Genomic DNA, 16,741 nt, shown 5'->3' with positions numbered 1-16,741 from the left:
TGATTAACGCCTGCCGCAAGGCAGGCCACTTGGAAGCATGCTGACTATGGCTACGATTCATGTAGACGGCAAAGAGTATGAGGTAGACGGAGCGGACAACCTGCTGCAGGCTTGTCTCTCCCTCGGCCTTGATATTCCTTACTTTTGCTGGCATCCGGCGCTGGGAAGCGTCGGCGCTTGCCGCCAATGTGCGGTAAAGCAATACCAAAACGCGGAAGATACGCGCGGCCGTTTGGTGATGTCCTGTATGACCCCGGCATCCGATGGCACCTTCATCTCCATCGATGACGGCGAAGCGAAGCAGTTCCGTGAAAGCGTGGTCGAGTGGTTGATGACCAACCACCCGCACGATTGCCCGGTCTGTGAAGAAGGCGGTAACTGTCACCTGCAGGATATGACGGTAATGACCGGCCACAGCTTCCGCCGCTACCGCTTCACCAAGCGCACCCACAACAACCAGGAGCTGGGGCCGTTTATCTCGCACGAGATGAACCGCTGCATCGCCTGCTACCGCTGCGTGCGTTACTACAAAGACTATGCGGACGGCACCGACTTCGGCGTGTACGGCGCGCACGACAACGTCTACTTCGGTCGCCCGGAAAGCGGCACGCTGGAAAGCGAGTTCTCCGGCAACCTGGTGGAAGTGTGCCCGACCGGCGTATTCACCGACAAAACGCACTCCGAGCGCTACAACCGTAAATGGGACATGCAGTTCGCGCCGAGCATTTGCCAGCAGTGCAGCATCGGCTGTAACACCAGCCCGGGCGAGCGCTATGGCGAGCTGCGCCGTATCGAAAACCGTTACAACGGCAGCGTGAACCACTACTTCCTGTGCGACCGCGGCCGCTTCGGTTACGGCTACGTCAACCAGAAAGATCGTCCGCGTCAACCGCAGCAGCTGCGCGGCGATGACTGGATCACCCTGAACGCCGAGCAGGCGATGCAGGGCGCGGCGGACATCCTGCGTCAGGCGAAGAAAACCATCGGCATCGGCTCCCCGCGCGCCAGCCTGGAAAGCAACTTCGCACTGCGCGAGCTGGTCGGCGCCGAGAACTACTACACCGGTATCGCTCAGGCGGAGCAATCACGCCTGGCGCTGATGCTGAACGTGCTGAAAAACGGCGGTGTCCATACGCCGGCGCTGCGTGAGATCGAAGATTACGACGCGGTGCTGGTGCTGGGCGAAGACCTGACGCAAACCGGCGCGCGCATCGCGCTGTCCGTGCGCCAGGCCGTCAAGGGCAAAGCCCGCGCGATGGCGGCGGCGCAACGCGTGGCCGACTGGCAGATCGCGGCGGTGCAGAACATCGGCCAGCACGCCAAGTACCCGCTGTTCACCACCAACGTCGACAACACCCGCCTGGACGACATCGCCGCCTGGAACTACCGCGCGCCGGTAGACGAGCAGGCGCGCTTCGGTTTCGCCATCGCTCACGCGCTGGACAGCGCGGCGCCGGCGGTGAACGATCTGGCTGAAGGCCTGAACAAGAAAGTCGATATCATCGTGCAGGCGCTGACCGGCGCACGCAAACCGCTGATTATTACCGGCAGCAACGCCGGCAGCGAAGCCATCATCGAAGCGGCGGCCAACATTGCCAAAGCGTTGAAGGGCCGCGGTTCCGACGTCGGCATCACCTTCGTGGCGGGCGCAGCCAACAGCATGGGCCTGGCGATGATCGGCGGCGGTTCGCTCGATCAGGCGCTGGAACAGCTGGCGAGCGGCGCAGCCGATACCGCCATCGTGATGGAAAACGATCTCTATCGTCATGCGCCGGCGGCGCAGGTGGACGCGGCGCTGGCCAAGGTTAATAACCTGATCGTCGCCGACCACCAGCGCACCGCGATCATGGACAAAGCCAACCTGATCCTCTCCTCGGCCAGCTTCGCCGAGAGCGACGGTACGCTGATCAACCAGGAAGGCCGCGCGCAGCGCTTCTTCCAGGTATACGATCCGGCCTACTACGACGACGCCAAGAAGAATCAGTTCACCGTGATGCTGGAAAGCTGGCGCTGGATGCACTCGCTGCACTCCACCTACACCAGCCGCCACGTGGACTGGACCCAGCTCGATGACGTGATCGCCGCTTGCGTCGCCGCGTTGCCGCAGCTGCAGGGCATCGTCGACGCCGCGCCGGACGCGACTTTCCGCATTCGCGGTCAGAAGCTGGCGCGTTCGCCGCACCGCTCCAGCGGCCGTACCGCCATGCGCGCCAACATCAGCGTGCACGAGCCGCGTCAGCCGCAGGATAAAGACACCATGTTCGCCTTCTCGATGGAAGGGAACAACAGCCCGCTGGCTGATCGTCAGCAGATCCCGTTCGCCTGGGCGCCAGGCTGGAACTCACCGCAGGCATGGAACAAGTTCCAGGCCGAAGTGGGCGGCAAACTGCGCCACGGCGATCCGGGCGTGCGCCTGATCGAAGCGGGGGAGGGCAGCCTCGGTTACTTCCACCGCGTGCCTGCCGCGTTCAATCCGAACGACGGCTGGCGTGTCGCGCCGTACTACCACCTGTTCGGCAGTGACGAAATGTCGCAGCGCTCTCACGTGATCCAGCAGCGCATGCCGGAAGCCTACGTGATGGTCAACCCGGCCGACGCGGCGACGCTTGGCGTCAACGCGGGCAGCCTGGTGGAGTTCAGCTGTGCGGGCCAGACCCTGCGTCTGCCGGTGCGTCTGAGTGAAACCCTGACCCAGGGCCAGGTTGGTTTGCCGCTCGGCTTGCCAGGGATCCCGCCGATCTTGGTGGGTGCTAAGGTAGACAATCTGCGGGAGGCGGCACGATGAGCTGGTTTACCCCTGAGGTGATCGACATTCTGATCGCCATTCTTAAAGCGGTCGTGATCCTGTTGGTGGTCGTGGCGTGCGGGGCATTCATGAGCTTTGGCGAACGCCGCCTGCTCGGCCTGTTCCAGAACCGCTACGGACCGAACCGCGTAGGCTGGGGCGGCTCGCTGCAGCTGGTCGCCGACATGATCAAAATGTTCTTCAAGGAAGACTGGGTGCCGAGATTCTCCGACCGGGTGATCTTCACCCTGGCGCCGATGATCGCCTTTACTTCCCTGTTGCTGGCATTTGCCATCGTGCCGGTCAGCCCGACCTGGGCGGTGTCCGATCTCAACATCGGTATTCTGTTCTTCCTGATGATGGCCGGCCTGGCGGTGTACGCCGTGCTGTTCGCCGGATGGTCGAGCAACAACAAATACTCGCTGTTGGGCGCGATGCGCGCCTCCGCGCAAACTCTGAGCTACGAAGTGTTCATCGGTCTGTCGCTGATGGGCGTGGTGATGCAGGCGGATTCGTTCAACATGCAGGCCATCGTTGAATCCCAGGCGCACGTCTGGAACGTCATTCCGCAGTTCTTCGGCTTCGTGACCTTCGCGATCGCCGGCGTGGCGGTGTGTCACCGTCACCCGTTTGACCAGCCGGAAGCCGAGCAGGAACTGGCCGACGGTTACCACATCGAATATTCCGGCATGAAGTTCGGTCTGTTCTTCGTGGGGGAATACATCGGTATCGTCACCGTGTCCGCCCTGATTGTGACGTTGTTCTTCGGCGGCTGGCAGGGTCCGTTCCTGCCGCCATTCATCTGGTTCGCGTTGAAAACGGCCTTCTTCATGATGATGTTCATCCTGATCCGTGCCGCGCTGCCGCGTCCGCGTTATGACCAGGTGATGTCCTTCGGCTGGAAAGTGTGCCTGCCGCTGACGCTGCTGAACCTGCTGGCAACCGCCGCGGTCATTTTGTACAACGCTCAATAAGGGGTGAATAAACCATGACATTGAAAGAGTTAGTGGTTGGTTTCGGCACCCAGGTGCGCAGCATTTGGATGATTGGCATGCATGCCTTCGCCAAGCGCGAAACCCAGATGTATCCGGAAGAACCGGTTTACCTGCCGCCGCGCTACCGCGGCCGCATCGTGCTGACGCGCGATCCGGACGGCGAAGAGCGCTGCGTCGCCTGTAACCTGTGTGCGGTTGCCTGCCCGGTCGGCTGTATCTCGCTGCAAAAAGCGGAGCAGAAAGACGGCCGTTGGTATCCGGAGTTCTTCCGCATCAACTTCTCGCGCTGCATTTTCTGTGGCCTGTGCGAAGAGGCTTGCCCGACTACCGCTATCCAGCTGACGCCGGATTTCGAACTGGGTGAGTACAAGCGTCAGGATCTGGTGTACGAAAAAGAAGATCTGTTGATCTCGGGGCCGGGTAAATATCCGGAATATAACTTCTACCGGATGGCCGGTATGGCGATTGACGGCAAAGCCAAAGGCGAAGCCGAAAACGAAGCCAAACCGATCGACGTCAAAGGTCTGTTGCCCTAAGGAGCCAGCAAGCATGGAAATTGCATTTTACCTGGCAGGTTTGATTGCGGTGGCCGCGACGATTCGCGTGATCACCCATACCAACCCTGTGCATGCGCTGCTGTATCTGATCGTCTCGTTATTGGCGATCTCGGCAGTCTTCTTCTCGCTCGGCGCCTACTTTGCCGCCGCGTTGGAAATCATCGTCTATGCGGGCGCCATCATGGTGCTGTTCGTGTTCGTGGTGATGATGCTGAACCTCGGCAACGTGCAGCAGCAAGAGCGCGACTGGATGAAGCCGACGGTGTGGATCGGGCCTGGCCTGTTGTCGCTGGCGCTGCTGGTGGTATTGATCGTCGCGATCCGCAGCGTATCCGACCAGGGTATCAGCGGCGAGATGGTCGACGCGAAGGCGGTGGGCATCAGCCTGTTCGGGCCTTACGTATTGGCGGTTGAGCTGGCTTCAATGCTGCTGTTGGCGGGTCTGGTTGTCGCCTTCCATATCGGCCGCGAGCACAAGCCTGGCGAGGTGCTGAGCAACGCGCCGGCGAGTGGCGAAATGGCGAGAAGAAAATCGGAGGAGCAAGCATGATCCCTCTTCAACACGGCCTGATCCTGGCGGCTATCCTGTTTGTGCTCGGGCTGACCGGGCTGCTGGTGCGCCGCAACCTGCTGTTTATGCTGATCAGCCTGGAAGTGATGATCAACGCCGCGGCGTTGGCGTTTATCGTGGCGGGAAGCTACTGGGGCCAGGCGGACGGGCAGGTGATGTACATCCTGGCGATCAGCCTGGCGGCAGCCGAGGCCAGTATCGGCCTGGCGCTGCTGCTGCAGCTCTACCGTCGTCGTCATACCCTGAATATTGATACTGTCAGTGAGATGCGCGGATGAACCTATTATATTTAACAATTCTGCTACCGCTGATCGGGTTCCTGCTGTTGGCATTTTCCCGCGGTCGTTGGTCTGAGAACACGGCGGCCACCGTCGGCGTGGGCTCTATCGGCCTGGCTGCGCTGGTCACGGTGTATGTGGCGATGGATTTCTTCGCCCAGAAAGCCGCCGGCGTGCAGCTGTTCGAGCAAAGCCTGTGGACCTGGATGGCCGTCGGCAACTTCAATATCGGTGTGACCCTGGTGCTGGACGGCCTGTCGCTGACCATGCTGTCGGTGGTCACCGGCGTCGGCTTCTTCATCCACATGTTCGCCTCCTGGTACATGCGCGGTGAAGAGGGCTATTCGCGCTTCTTCGCTTACACCAACCTGTTTATCGCCAGCATGGTGGTCTTGGTGCTGGCGGACAACCTGCTGCTGATGTATCTGGGTTGGGAAGGCGTGGGCCTGTGCAGCTACCTGTTGATCGGCTTCTACTACAAAGATCCGGCCAACGGCGCGGCGGCGATGAAAGCCTTCATCGTGACCCGCGTGGGCGACGTGTTCCTGGCGTTCGCGCTGTTCATCCTCTACAACGAGCTGGGCACGCTGAACATCCGCGAGCTGATGATCCTGGCACCGCAGAAACTGGCGGTGGGCGATACGGCCATCACCTGGGCGACCCTGATGCTGCTGGGCGGCGCGGTCGGTAAATCGGCGCAGCTGCCGTTGCAAACCTGGTTGGCGGACGCGATGGCGGGCCCAACCCCGGTTTCCGCACTGATCCACGCGGCGACCATGGTGACCGCGGGCGTCTATCTGATCGCCCGTACGCACGGCCTGTTCCTGATGGCGCCGGAAGTGCTGCACCTGGTGGGCATCGTCGGTGCGGTCACCCTGCTGCTGGCCGGCTTCGCCGCGCTGGTGCAGACCGACATCAAGCGCGTGCTCGCTTACTCCACCATGAGCCAGATCGGTTACATGTTCCTGGCGCTGGGCGTGCAGGCATGGGACGCGGCGATCTTCCACCTGATGACCCACGCGTTCTTCAAGGCGCTGCTGTTCCTGTCGTCCGGTTCGGTGATCCTGGCTTGCCACCACGAGCAAAACATCTTCAAGATGGGCGGCCTGCGCAAGAGCATCCCGCTGGTGTACGTCTGCTTCCTGGTGGGTGGCGCGGCGCTGTCTGCGTTGCCGCTGGTCACGGCCGGCTTCTTCAGTAAGGACGAGATCCTGGCGGGCGCGATGGCCAACGGCCACATCAACCTGATGGTGGCCGGCCTGGTCGGCGCATTCATGACCTCGCTGTACACCTTCCGTATGATTTTCATCGTGTTCCACGGCGAAGAGAAAATCAAAGCGCATGCCGGTAAAGGCATCACTCACCACCTGCCGCTGCTGGTTCTGCTGGTGCTGTCCACCTTCGTCGGCGCGATGATCGTGCCGCCGTTGCAGGGCGTGCTGCCGGAGACGACCGAGCTGGCGCACGGCAGCGTGCTGACGCTGGAAATCACCTCCGGCGTGGTGGCTATCGTCGGCATTCTGCTGGCGGCCGCGCTGTGGCTGGGCAAACGCAGCCTGGTCAACAGCATCGCCAACAGCGCGCCGGGGCGTTTCTTCTCGACCTGGTGGTTCCATGCCTGGGGCTTCGACTGGCTGTATGACAAAGTGTTCGTCAAGCCGTACCTGGGCATTGCGAAGCTGCTGCAGCGCGATCCGCTGAACTCGCTGATGAACCTGCCGGCCGTCTTCTCCCGCTGGGGGAACCGCGGTCTGACGGTGAGCGAGAACGGTCAGGTGCGTTGGTATATAGCGTCTATGGGTGTGGGTGCAGTGGTCGTATTGGCTCTGTTGATTTTGGTTTAATTGAATAATTTAAACAGACGCATTTTTCGGGCGTAGCGCCGGGCAGGCGCTACGTACAAAGTTTGAAATTATTCGTATAAGGGACACAAAACGCCATGCTATTACCTTGGCTAATTCTTATCCCCTTTATCGGCGGTCTGCTGTGCTGGCAGCTTGAGCGCTTCGGTACTAAGGTGCCGCGCTGGATAGCGCTGATCGCAATGGGGCTGACGTTGGCGCTCTCTCTGCAGCTGTGGCTGCAGGGCGGCTATACCTTGACCACGCCGAAAGGCATTCCGCAGTGGCAGAGCGAATTCCTGCTGCCGTGGATCCCGCGCTTCGGCATCTCCATCCACCTGGCGCTGGACGGCCTGTCGCTGCTGATGGTGGTGTTGACCGGTCTGCTGGGCGTGCTGGCGATCCTCTGTTCCTGGCGTGAAATCCAGAAGTATCAGGGCTTCTTCCACCTCAACCTGCTGTGGATCCTGGGCGGCGTTATCGGCGTGTTCCTCGCCATCGACATGTTCCTGTTCTTCTTCTTCTGGGAAATGATGTTGGTGCCGATGTACTTCCTGATCGCGCTGTGGGGCCACAAGGCGTCGGACGGTAAAACCCGCATCACCGCGGCGACCAAGTTCTTCATCTACACCCAGGCCAGCGGTCTGGTGATGCTGATTGCGATCCTGGGCCTGGTGTTCGTGCACTACAACGCCACCGGCGTGTGGACCTTCGATTACGAAGACCTGCTGCAAACGCCGATGTCCCACAACGTGCAATATCTGTTGATGCTAGGCTTCTTCATCGCTTTCGCGGTGAAAATGCCGGTGGTGCCGCTGCACGGCTGGTTGCCGGACGCGCACAGCCAGGCGCCGACCGCAGGTTCCGTCGATCTGGCGGGCATCTTGCTGAAAACCGCGGCCTACGGCCTGCTGCGTTTCAGCCTGCCGCTGTTCCCTGAGGCTTCGCACGAGTTTGCGCCAATCGCCATGTGGCTGGGCGTGATCGGCATCTTCTACGGCGCCTGGATGGCGTTCGCGCAGACCGACATCAAGCGTCTGATCGCCTACACCTCGGTCTCGCACATGGGCTTCGTGCTGATCGCCATCTACACCGGCAGCCAGTTGGCTTATCAGGGCGCGGTGATCCAGATGATCGCGCACGGCCTGTCCGCCGCCGGTATGTTTATCATCTGCGGCCAGCTGTATGAGCGCCTGCATACCCGCGACATGCGTCAGATGGGCGGCCTGTGGGGGCGTATCAAGTTCATCCCTGCGCTGTCGCTGTTCTTCGCCGTGGCTACGCTGGGGATGCCGGGTACCGGTAACTTTGTCGGCGAATTCATGATTCTGTTCGGCAGCTACCAGGTGGTGCCGGTGATCACCGTGATCTCCACCTTCGGTCTGGTGTTCGCTTCGGTTTACTCGCTGATCATGATGCAGCGCGCTTACTACGGTGCGCCTAAATCCGACCAGCCGCTGCAGGGCATGACCGCGCGCGAACTGTTCATCATTCTGCTGCTGGTGGTGTTGCTGGTTCTGCTGGGGGTTTACCCGCAGCCGATTCTGGATACTTCCAACGCGGCGATGAGCAACGTGCAACACTGGTTTGGTTCGTCAGTTTCAGCAATTTCAACAACAAGGCCGTAATTCGCCATGACAATAACTCCTCAACAACTGATCGCACTGCTGCCGCTGTTGATCGTCGGATTGACGGTGGTGGTTGTGATGCTAGGCATTGCGTGGCGACGCGACCACTTTATCAACGCCACCCTGACCGTGATCGGTCTCAACCTGGCGCTGCTTTCGCTGTACTTTGTCGGCCAGGCAGGCCCAATGGACGTCACCCCGCTGCTGCGGGTTGACGGTTACTCGATGTTCTACACCGGGCTGGTGCTGCTGGCGAGTCTGGCGACCTGCACCTTCGCCTATCCGTGGCTGGTCGGCTATCCGGATAACCGCGAAGAGTTCTACCTGCTGGTGCTGATCGCCGCCATGGGCGGCATCCTGCTGGCGAGCGCCAACCATCTGGCTTCGCTGTTCATCGGTATCGAGCTGATCTCGCTGCCGCTGTTCGGCCTGGTGGGCTACGCCTACCGCCAGAAGCGCCCGCTGGAAGCCGCCATCAAGTACATGCTGCTGTCCGCCGCCGCGTCGTCGTTCCTGCTGTTCGGCATGGCGCTGCTGTATGCCGAATCCGGCGATCTGTCGCTGGCCGGCCTCGGCAAGAGCCTGCAGGAAAACATGATGCACCAGCCGCTGATCCTGGCCGGTATGGGCATGATGATCGTCGGTCTGGGCTTCAAGCTGTCGCTGGTGCCGTTCCAACTGTGGACGCCGGACGTGTATCAGGGCGCGCCTGCGCCGGTCTCGACCTTCCTGGCGACCGCCAGCAAGATCGCGATCTTCGCGGTTGTGATGCGTCTGTTCCTGTATGCCCCGGCCGCCGACAACGAAGCGCTGCGCATGGTGCTGTCGATCATCGCGTTCTGCTCTATCTTGTTCGGTAACCTGATGGCCATCAGCCAGACCAACATCAAGCGTCTGCTGGGTTACTCTTCGATCGCTCACCTGGGCTACCTGCTGGTGGCGCTGATTGCGGTGCAAACCCATCAGCTGTCGCTGGAAACCGCCGGCGTTTACCTGGCCGGTTACCTGTTCAGCAGCCTGGGCGCCTTCGGCGTGGTCAGCCTGATGTCCAGCCCGTACCGCGGCCCGGATGCGGATTCACTGTTCTCTTATCGCGGTCTGTTCTGGCATAAGCCAATCTTGTCCGCGGTGATGACGGTGATGATGCTGTCGCTGGCCGGTATCCCGATGACGCTGGGCTTTATCGGCAAGTTCTTCGTGATCGCGATGGGCGTCAGCGCACACCTGTGGTGGCTGACCGGCGCGGTTGTGGTAGGCAGCGCCATCGGCCTGTACTACTACCTGCGCGTGACCGTCAGCCTGTTCCTCAGCGCGCCGGAATCGCTGCAGCGCGATACCCCGAACAACTGGGCGTTGACCGCCGGTGGCGTCGTGGTGCTGATCTCCGCCGCGCTGGTGCTGCTGCTGGGCGTCTATCCGCAGCCGCTGATTTCGCTGGTGCAGATGGCGCAGCCGACGTTCTGATAACGCTTGAAACGATAAAAAGGTCGCTTCGGCGGCCTTTTTTTATGGGGAAACGGCACTCAGCCGTAATGGGCGCTAAACGAGGTTTCCAGCGCCTGCACTACCGCGCGCACGCGGGCGGCGCGTTGCAAATCGGGATGCAACACCAGCCAGATATCCACCCAGTCTTTGTTCTCCGGCAACAGGCGCACCAGCTCCGGGTCTTTGTCCGCCAAAAACGCGGAGAGCAGGCCGATGCCCAGCCCGCTGCGGGTAGCGGAACGCAGCAGCAGCTGCGAATTGCATTGCAGCACCACGTTGGGCTCGTGCAGGGCCTCGCCGCAGAAATTGTTCCAGTGGCGCGGCACCAGCTCGCGCGGGAACATCAGCAGATCGTGGCCGCGCAGCTGCTCGCCCCTGAGCGGCATGCCGCGCCGCGCCAGGTAGTGTGGGCTGGCGTACAGACCCATTTCGATGGTGGCTAAGCGTTTGATGATCAGCTCATCGTCATCGGGGCGGGCGCCACGGATCGCCAGATCTGCGCTGTGGTAAGAGATATCGGCGATGTTCAGCGCCGTTAACAGCGTGACGGTGATGGCGGGGTAGCGTTCCCGCAGATCTTGCAGCGCCGGCATCACGAAGGCTTCGGCCAGGGTATCGGTGGTGGCGATGCGCACGTTGCCGCTCAGGCTTTCGTCACCGCTGGCGGCTTTGCGGTTGATCGCCTGCACCGCATTTTCCATCTTCATCACGTCCGCCAGCATTTCTTCCCCCAACGGGCTGAGGGCGAAGGATTTCGGCGTGCGGATAAACAGCTTGGAACCGAGCGCGTCCTCGAAAGCGGACAGCCGTCGACCGACGGTCGCCTGATCGACATGCAGCTGGCTGGCGGCTTTGCGTAGCGTGCCGCAGCGCGCGATGGCCAAAAAGAAGCGCGCGTCGTCCCAATTTATCATGCCATTTCCTCTCTGCAGATTTGTCGGCGCCGTAGGAAACAGGCCGGGCCGGACGAATGATAACGGGTTATATCATAAAGCGTTGCTCTGCCCTGGGGGAGAGAAAGACGGCTAGCGGCCTGCACATCGGCGGTTATTTCTCCGGTGATGCAAGAATGCATCAGGGTGATTCATTCTTGACGATACTTCGCCCGCCGCCGTAACGCTATGATAAGCCCCGTTCCCGGCCCGCCGGGTGAGAAAGATGTCGATGGCAGGCCACCGTCTGCCGACTTTGGGAGTTGAAACATGTCAGAAAATACCGCCAGCCAGATCGCGGCGCCGCAAAATGCTCAGGCGTCGCGCAGGACCATTTTATTGTTCCTGGCGCTGGCTTTGATGTCGGCATTGCTGAACAGCAGTGCGCCGACGCCGCTTTATCCGCTGTATCAGCAGCAGTTTGCGCTGAGTTCCGTCAGCCTGACCGTCGTTTACGGTGCCTACGCTGCCGGCGTACTGATCTCTTTGTTCGGCGTCGGCAATCTGGCCGGCAAAGTGAAGGATTTGCGCAGCATGATCGTGCCGGCATTGCTGGTGGTGTTGAGCGGTGCGCTGCTGTTTGCGCTGGCGGATACCTTTGTCATGATGCTCATGGCGCGACTGCTGGCCGGGGTGGGCACCGGGGCATTGACCGGGGCGGCAAACATCGCCCTGGTGCGTTTTGGGCCACAGGACGGCGGTAAAAACGCCGCGCTGATCGCCACGTTGTCCTTTACCACAGGGTTGGCGCTGGGCCCGATCTTCAGCGGCATCGCTTTGCAGACCGGTTTTCATCCCACGATGCTGCCGTTCATTTTCATCATGATCATTGCCGCCGTGGCGGCGTTGGGCGTGATGTTCTCGTGGCCGCGTGGCGTGGTTACGGCATCGACCCGCGCTGCGCCGACGGCGACAGAAAAAAGCACGCTGCTCGATGGCCTGCGTATCACCGGCGGTAAATTCTTTGTCTGTGCCGGGGCGCTGTTTATCTGTTGGGCCCTGGCCGCCAGCATTTTGGCTATTGGCCCCAGCGTGGCGGAAACGCTGTTAGGCATGCACCAGCGGGGCGTCTTTGGCTATGCGATTGCGGTGTATCTGTTGATCGCCGGTATTAGCCAGATCCTGAGCCGCCGCCTTAACGCCCGTCATTCGCTGTTGTTCGGTTGCCTGGCGCAGGTGCTGGCGGCGGTGGTATTCGCTGCGGCGATCCAATGGCATTCACTGTGGCTGGCGGCTGCGGGCCTGGTGGTGGCCGGCTATGCTTACGGCGCCATTTTCGTCGGCAGCGCGACCCTGGTAAACCTGATTTCGCCGCCGGCCAGCCATGCGCGTTTGCTTTCACTGTTTTACGTTATCGCTTATATCGCCAACTGGGTGCCGATCTTGCTGGGGATCGTGGTCGACCGTGTCGATCTGCAGCAGGCAACCCATCTGCTGTTCCTGAGCAGCACCACGGTATGCCTGTTGTTGGCATGGATGACGGTACGTGTAGGGTTCCCACGTTAATAATTTTGTGATTTAAGTCTCTTTTATTTAATTAATCATTCTTTAATTGCATTTATATTGTGATTTTAATCACATGAAATGACCGGCTTTCGGGTAAACTGCGCGCTTTCTTTTTGTCGCGGGTCACTTTATGAACGTTCTTTTCGCCATTGCCGTTACTACCGGGATCCTCTCCGGCGTGTGGGGCTGGGTTGCCGTCAGCCTGGGGCTGATCGGTTGGGCCGGTTTTCTCGGCTGCACGGCGTATTTCGCCTGCCCGCAGGGTGGGCTGAAAGGGCTGTTGATCGGCGCGTTAACCTGCTGCAGCGGCGTCTTCTGGGCAATGGCGATCATCCACGGCAGCGAACTGGCGCCGCAGTGGGAACTGCTGGGGTATCTGCTGACCGGCGTCGTTGCGTTCCTGATGTGCATTCAGGCCAAACAGCAGTGGCTGGGGTTTGTGCCCGGCACCTTTATCGGCGCCTGTGCGACCTTCGCCGGCGGCGGAGATTGGCCGCTGGTGACGCTTTCTCTGTTGGTGGGCTTGCTGTTTGGCTATGCGATGAAAAACAGCGGTCTGTGGTGGGCGGCGCGCAGCGAAAAAGCCGTGCCGCACAGCCGGTCAGCCCGAATGCCGGCTCAAACGGTGCCGCCGAGTGAGAGGCGGTAGTGCAGATCGTGGCGCTCGGCGCAGGGTTCGCCCGCGATCCGCAGCAGCAGCATTTCAGCGGCGGTTTTCCCCATGTCAAAGCGCGGCGTGATCACGCTGGCGATGCCCGGCGTGGTCGCCTGGCCAATATCCAGGCCGTGAAAACCCGATAGCGCAATCTCCTGCGGCACGCGCACGCCGAGACGCAGGCAGGCCTGCAACACGCCCACCGCCAGATCGTCGTTGGTGCACAGGATACCGTCCAACTGCGGGTAGCGTTCGCGCGCCATCGCCAGCATGTCGGCGCCGATCGAAACCGAAGAGACCCGATGCGGCGTGATCTGGCGCGGCGTTTGCTCCTGAGCCGCCATGGCGCGGCAGTACCCCCGATAGCGTTTATTGTCGCGGGCGTCCGACATGGCGCCAAAGTAAACGATATGCCGTTTGCCGCTGGCGAGCAGCGCTTTGGTCATGTCATACCCCGCCTGTTCATTATCAAACCCCACCGCAATCCGCCCCGGCGGCGCGTCGAGATCCATTACCTGCGCGAGGGGGATTTTGGCGGCGCCGAGGTAGGTCTCTGCGCGCAAGGTATGCGCAGAGTCGGTGAGGATCAGCCCGGCGATCGGGTAGCTCAACAGCTGTGCGATCTGCTCTTCTTCCCGCTGCGGGCTGTAATCGTAGTTCACCACCAGCGTTTGGTAACCCCGCGCTTGGGTAACGGATTCGATGCCGGCCAGCAGGTCGGCGAAGATCTGGTTGTTGAAGGAGGGGATCAGTACGCCGATGCGCGGTTTTCTGCCGGCCTGTGCGGTATCGGCATCTGTGACGTTCAGCTCCCGCATGACCTGCACAATGCGTTCGGCGGTGTCGGCCGCCACTTTTTCCGGCGTGCGCAGGAAGCGGCTGACGGTCATTTTGGTCACGCCGGCCAATTGCGCAATGTCCTGTAGCGTAACGCGGGGGTGTTTCATTCGGTGGCCTTCACGGGCGGCGCGGCAAGGGCAGATAGCGGTATGTTAACAAATCGATTTGGCGATAACAATGAATGCGCTCCTATTAAAAATAGCTATTTTTCAATTGGATAACTGCTTTTTGCCCGCTTGCTGCCTGCGTGAGATCACGTTAAGGGTAACAGGGTTTCGTAACATGATGTTCAGTGATTTCCATCACGTTTTTACCGGTAACAATCGGCTGAGATAGAGGCCTGTCTGATTGGAGGCCTGATGGCCGGGAATCACCATGAACAACCTGTTTTCACTGGATAACAAAATTGTCTTGATCACCGGCGCCTCGCGCGGCATCGGTTTTCTGCTGGCGCGCGGCCTGGCGCAGCAAGGCGCGCATATTCTGGTCAACGCCACCACCGACGAACATGCCCGACACGCCGCCGATCGCCTGCGCGAAGAGGGCTTGCGCGCCGATGCGGCGGCGTTCGACGTCACCGATTCCCAGGCGGTGCATGCTGCCATCGATCGTATCGAAGCGGATATCGGCGCGATAGACGTCTTGATCAACAACGCCGGCATCCAGCGCCGCCACCCGTTCACCGAGTTTCCGGAGCAAGACTGGGACGACATCATCGCCGTCAACCAGAAGGCGGTTTTCATCGTGTCGCAAACCGTGGCGCGTTATATGGTGCCGCGCCGGCGCGGCAAGATAGTCAACATCGGCTCGATGCAAAGCGAGCTGGGGCGGGACACCATCACCCCTTATGCGGCCTCCAAGGGTGCGGTGAAAATGCTGACGCGCGGCATGTGCGTGGAGTTGGCGCGCTACAACATTCAGGTCAACGGCATCGCCCCCGGCTACTTCAAAACCGAGATGACACAGGCGCTGGCCGACGATCCGGCCTTCACCGCCTGGCTGACCCAACGCACGCCCGCCGCACGCTGGGGCGATCCGCAGGAGTTGATCGGCGCGGCGGTGTTCCTGGCCGCCGACGCCTCCGCCTTCGTCAACGGGCAACTGCTGTTTGTCGATGGCGGCATGTCGGCGGCGGTGTAACCTTTTTTCGTGGAGTGTTGAGATGAAAATTCAAACCCAGTCCTGCGTGGTCAATGGCAAACGCGACGTGGCGGTGATTGCGCAAGAAGTGGATTACCGGGGGCAGGGAACGCTGGTGAAAATCAGCCGCGGCGGCATCTGCGGCTCGGATCTGCATTACTTTCAGGAAGGCAGGGTCGGCAATTTTCAGGTGCGCCAGCCGATGGTGCTGGGCCATGAGGTGATCGGCGAGGTGGTCGCCAGCGATTCGCCGCAGCTGCCGGTCGGGCAGAAGGTGGCGCTCAATCCCAGCAAACCCTGCGGGCAGTGCAAATACTGTCTGGCGCAGCAAAGCAATCAATGCGTCGAGATGCGTTTTTTCGGCAGCGCGATGTATTTTCCGCACGTCGACGGTGCTTTTACCCAATACAAAGTGGTGGACAGCGCGCAGTGCATTCCTTACGGCGCCGATCGCGACGACAGGGTGATGGTGTTCGCTGAACCGCTGGCGGTGGCGATCCACGCGGCGAAGCAGCCCGGCGACGTGACGGGGAAAAAGATCTTCGTGTCCGGCGTCGGCCCGATCGGCTGCCTGCTGGTGGCGGCGCTGAAAGCGCTGGGCGCCGCCGAAATTGTCTGTGCCGATCTCAGCCCGCGCTGCCTGGCGATCGCCAGGCAAATGGGGGCCGATCGGTGCCTGCATGCCGCGGACGACGATGTTAGCGGTTATCAGCAGGACAAAGGATATTTCGACGTCGCCTTCGAAGTGGCGGGGCATCCGCAGTCGCTGCAGCGCTGCCTGGAGATCACCCGCGCCAAAGGCACCGTGGTGCAGGTGGGCATGGGCGCCAGCTTCCCCGATTTTCCGCTGATGTTGTTGATCGCCAAGGAGTTGAACCTGCTCGGATCCTTCCGCTTCGTGGCGGAGTTTGCGCTGGCGGTGGCGTGGCTGGCCGACGACGTGGTCGATCCGCTGCCGTTGCTGTCGGCGGAATTCGCCAGCGGGCAACTGGCGCAGGCGCTGGAGTTTGCCGGCGATAAGCGCCAGGCCGCCAAGGTGCAATTGGTGTTTTAGGGTAAAAGTCCGATGGCCGCAGGCGGCGATCCTTGTCTATAGTGTAGGAACGCTTAATTTTTCAACCACGGAGATCTCACTATGGCAAGACATACGGATGCTGAGCAAACTACGCTGGATGACGATCTGAGAATGCTGACCGAGACGCTGGAAGAAGTGCTGCAATATACCGGCGACCGCGCGGATCAGGCCTACATCGACATCAAGTCGCACGCCGAGCAGGCGCTGAGTGAGGTTAAGGCGCGCTGGGCGAACACCGGCGAATCCTACTATGCGCGCGCCAAAGAAGCGGTACACCGCACCGACGACTACGTGCGGGATAAACCCTGGCACAGCGTAGGCATCGGCGCCACCGTCGGGCTGGTGCTGGGACTGCTGCTGGCCCGCAAATAAATCACCCATCGGGGTGGCGCAGGCCGCCCCATGTTTTTCCGCAGGCGGTACGTTCATCCCGCCGTTTCCCCGCTGGCTTTC

Annotated in this window: 15 protein-coding genes; 13 read left to right on the top strand and 2 right to left on the bottom strand. The window is 60.9% G+C overall.

The window, feature by feature from the left end; genetic code table 11:
• The first annotated feature begins 46 nt into the window (after positions 1–46).
• The 8 genes from nuoG to nuoN all read left to right on the top strand — a co-directional run bounded on the left by nuoG (position 47) and on the right by nuoN (position 10,119).
• Positions 47–2,785, top strand: coding sequence for an NADH-quinone oxidoreductase subunit NuoG (nuoG, locus tag SSARUM_RS16385; protein ID WP_039567075.1), 2,739 nt, complete (start codon positions 47–49; stop codon positions 2,783–2,785).
• Complete coding sequence (gene nuoH / locus SSARUM_RS16380; protein ID WP_004936022.1) at positions 2,782–3,759, top strand: NADH-quinone oxidoreductase subunit NuoH; 978 nt, start codon at positions 2,782–2,784, stop codon at positions 3,757–3,759. The genes nuoG and nuoH overlap by 4 nt, the downstream gene beginning before the upstream one ends.
• A 14-nt stretch (positions 3,760–3,773) precedes the next feature.
• Positions 3,774–4,316 carry an NADH-quinone oxidoreductase subunit NuoI gene (nuoI, locus tag SSARUM_RS16375; RefSeq protein WP_025160170.1) on the top strand — a complete coding sequence of 181 codons (543 nt, stop codon included), beginning with the start codon at positions 3,774–3,776 and terminating at the stop codon, positions 4,314–4,316.
• A gap of 13 nt (positions 4,317–4,329) precedes the next feature.
• A complete protein-coding gene (gene nuoJ / locus SSARUM_RS16370; RefSeq protein ID WP_019453717.1) occupies positions 4,330–4,887 on the top strand; it encodes an NADH-quinone oxidoreductase subunit J in 558 nt (185 codons plus the stop codon).
• The gene (nuoK, locus tag SSARUM_RS16365) at positions 4,884–5,186 is read left to right on the top strand and encodes an NADH-quinone oxidoreductase subunit NuoK (RefSeq protein ID WP_004936014.1); all 303 of its coding nucleotides are present in this window, start codon (positions 4,884–4,886) and stop codon (positions 5,184–5,186) included. The genes nuoJ and nuoK overlap by 4 nt, the downstream gene beginning before the upstream one ends.
• Complete coding sequence (nuoL, locus tag SSARUM_RS16360; RefSeq protein ID WP_015378577.1) at positions 5,183–7,030, top strand: NADH-quinone oxidoreductase subunit L; 1,848 nt, start codon at positions 5,183–5,185, stop codon at positions 7,028–7,030. The genes nuoK and nuoL overlap by 4 nt, the downstream gene beginning before the upstream one ends.
• Before the next feature lie 95 nt (positions 7,031–7,125).
• Complete coding sequence (gene nuoM, locus SSARUM_RS16355; RefSeq protein WP_033648043.1) at positions 7,126–8,655, top strand: NADH-quinone oxidoreductase subunit M; 1,530 nt, start codon at positions 7,126–7,128, stop codon at positions 8,653–8,655.
• Between the two features lie 6 nt (positions 8,656–8,661).
• Positions 8,662–10,119, top strand: coding sequence for an NADH-quinone oxidoreductase subunit NuoN (gene nuoN / locus SSARUM_RS16350; RefSeq protein WP_033635324.1), 1,458 nt, complete (start codon positions 8,662–8,664; stop codon positions 10,117–10,119).
• 59 nt (positions 10,120–10,178) lie between these two features.
• Here the strand turns inward: nuoN and SSARUM_RS16345 are convergent, their stop codons facing one another.
• On the bottom strand, positions 10,179–11,054 hold the full coding sequence (locus SSARUM_RS16345) for a LysR family transcriptional regulator (RefSeq protein ID WP_060430360.1): 876 nt from the start codon (positions 11,052–11,054) through the stop codon (positions 10,179–10,181).
• 288 nt (positions 11,055–11,342) lie between these two features.
• On the opposite strand from SSARUM_RS16345, the gene SSARUM_RS16340 reads away from it, so the two are divergent.
• Together SSARUM_RS16340 and SSARUM_RS16335 are read left to right on the top strand one after the other, a co-directional pair.
• Entirely contained in the window at positions 11,343–12,578 is a 1,236-nt protein-coding gene (locus tag SSARUM_RS16340; protein WP_060430358.1) for an MFS transporter, read from the top strand.
• Positions 12,579–12,708: 130 nt separating this feature from the next.
• A complete protein-coding gene (locus SSARUM_RS16335) occupies positions 12,709–13,227 on the top strand; it encodes a DUF1097 domain-containing protein (RefSeq protein ID WP_103772906.1) in 519 nt (172 codons plus the stop codon).
• On the opposite strand, the gene SSARUM_RS16330 is transcribed toward SSARUM_RS16335, so the two are convergent.
• Positions 13,197–14,180, bottom strand: a complete 984-nt coding sequence (locus SSARUM_RS16330; protein ID WP_060430356.1) for a LacI family DNA-binding transcriptional regulator — start codon at positions 14,178–14,180, stop codon at positions 13,197–13,199. The two genes, SSARUM_RS16335 and SSARUM_RS16330, sit on opposite strands and share 31 nt — an antisense overlap.
• Before the next feature lie 268 nt (positions 14,181–14,448).
• Between SSARUM_RS16330 and idnO the strand changes: the two genes are divergently transcribed.
• The 3 genes from idnO to elaB all read left to right on the top strand — a co-directional run bounded on the left by idnO (position 14,449) and on the right by elaB (position 16,660).
• On the top strand, positions 14,449–15,213 hold the full coding sequence (gene idnO / locus SSARUM_RS16325; protein ID WP_033648038.1) for a gluconate 5-dehydrogenase: 765 nt from the start codon (positions 14,449–14,451) through the stop codon (positions 15,211–15,213).
• Between the two features lie 22 nt (positions 15,214–15,235).
• Positions 15,236–16,267: an L-idonate 5-dehydrogenase gene (gene idnD, locus SSARUM_RS16320; RefSeq protein ID WP_033653769.1), complete on the top strand. Its 1,032-nt coding sequence runs from the start codon at positions 15,236–15,238 to the stop codon at positions 16,265–16,267.
• 81 nt (positions 16,268–16,348) lie between these two features.
• Entirely contained in the window at positions 16,349–16,660 is a 312-nt protein-coding gene (gene elaB, locus SSARUM_RS16315) for a stress response protein ElaB (protein WP_025303653.1), read from the top strand.
• Positions 16,661–16,741: the final 81 nt, after the last annotated feature.

Origin of the sequence: Serratia sarumanii (assembly GCF_029962605.1) — a bacterium.
Taxonomy (GTDB): domain Bacteria; phylum Pseudomonadota; class Gammaproteobacteria; order Enterobacterales; family Enterobacteriaceae; genus Serratia; species Serratia sarumanii.
Note: the sequence above shows the minus strand (reverse complement) of the source record. Positions and strands in the feature narration are given on the sequence as shown.

What these genes read in the sequence shown, in the direction of transcription:
- SSARUM_RS16335 (WP_103772906.1), top strand. Translation starts at nt 12,709, where the DNA reads ATGAACGTTCTTTTCGCCATTGCCGTTACTACCGGGATCCTCTCCGGC.
- SSARUM_RS16330 (WP_060430356.1), bottom strand. Translation starts at nt 14,180, where the DNA reads ATGAAACACCCCCGCGTTACGCTACAGGACATTGCGCAATTGGCCGGC.
- nuoJ (WP_019453717.1), top strand. Translation starts at nt 4,330, where the DNA reads ATGGAAATTGCATTTTACCTGGCAGGTTTGATTGCGGTGGCCGCGACG.
- nuoN (WP_033635324.1), top strand. Translation starts at nt 8,662, where the DNA reads ATGACAATAACTCCTCAACAACTGATCGCACTGCTGCCGCTGTTGATC.
- idnO (WP_033648038.1), top strand. Translation starts at nt 14,449, where the DNA reads ATGAACAACCTGTTTTCACTGGATAACAAAATTGTCTTGATCACCGGC.
- nuoI (WP_025160170.1), top strand. Translation starts at nt 3,774, where the DNA reads ATGACATTGAAAGAGTTAGTGGTTGGTTTCGGCACCCAGGTGCGCAGC.
- elaB (WP_025303653.1), top strand. Translation starts at nt 16,349, where the DNA reads ATGGCAAGACATACGGATGCTGAGCAAACTACGCTGGATGACGATCTG.
- nuoL (WP_015378577.1), top strand. Translation starts at nt 5,183, where the DNA reads ATGAACCTATTATATTTAACAATTCTGCTACCGCTGATCGGGTTCCTG.
- nuoK (WP_004936014.1), top strand. Translation starts at nt 4,884, where the DNA reads ATGATCCCTCTTCAACACGGCCTGATCCTGGCGGCTATCCTGTTTGTG.
- nuoH (WP_004936022.1), top strand. Translation starts at nt 2,782, where the DNA reads ATGAGCTGGTTTACCCCTGAGGTGATCGACATTCTGATCGCCATTCTT.
- nuoM (WP_033648043.1), top strand. Translation starts at nt 7,126, where the DNA reads ATGCTATTACCTTGGCTAATTCTTATCCCCTTTATCGGCGGTCTGCTG.
- SSARUM_RS16340 (WP_060430358.1), top strand. Translation starts at nt 11,343, where the DNA reads ATGTCAGAAAATACCGCCAGCCAGATCGCGGCGCCGCAAAATGCTCAG.
- idnD (WP_033653769.1), top strand. Translation starts at nt 15,236, where the DNA reads ATGAAAATTCAAACCCAGTCCTGCGTGGTCAATGGCAAACGCGACGTG.
- nuoG (WP_039567075.1), top strand. Translation starts at nt 47, where the DNA reads ATGGCTACGATTCATGTAGACGGCAAAGAGTATGAGGTAGACGGAGCG.
- SSARUM_RS16345 (WP_060430360.1), bottom strand. Translation starts at nt 11,054, where the DNA reads ATGATAAATTGGGACGACGCGCGCTTCTTTTTGGCCATCGCGCGCTGC.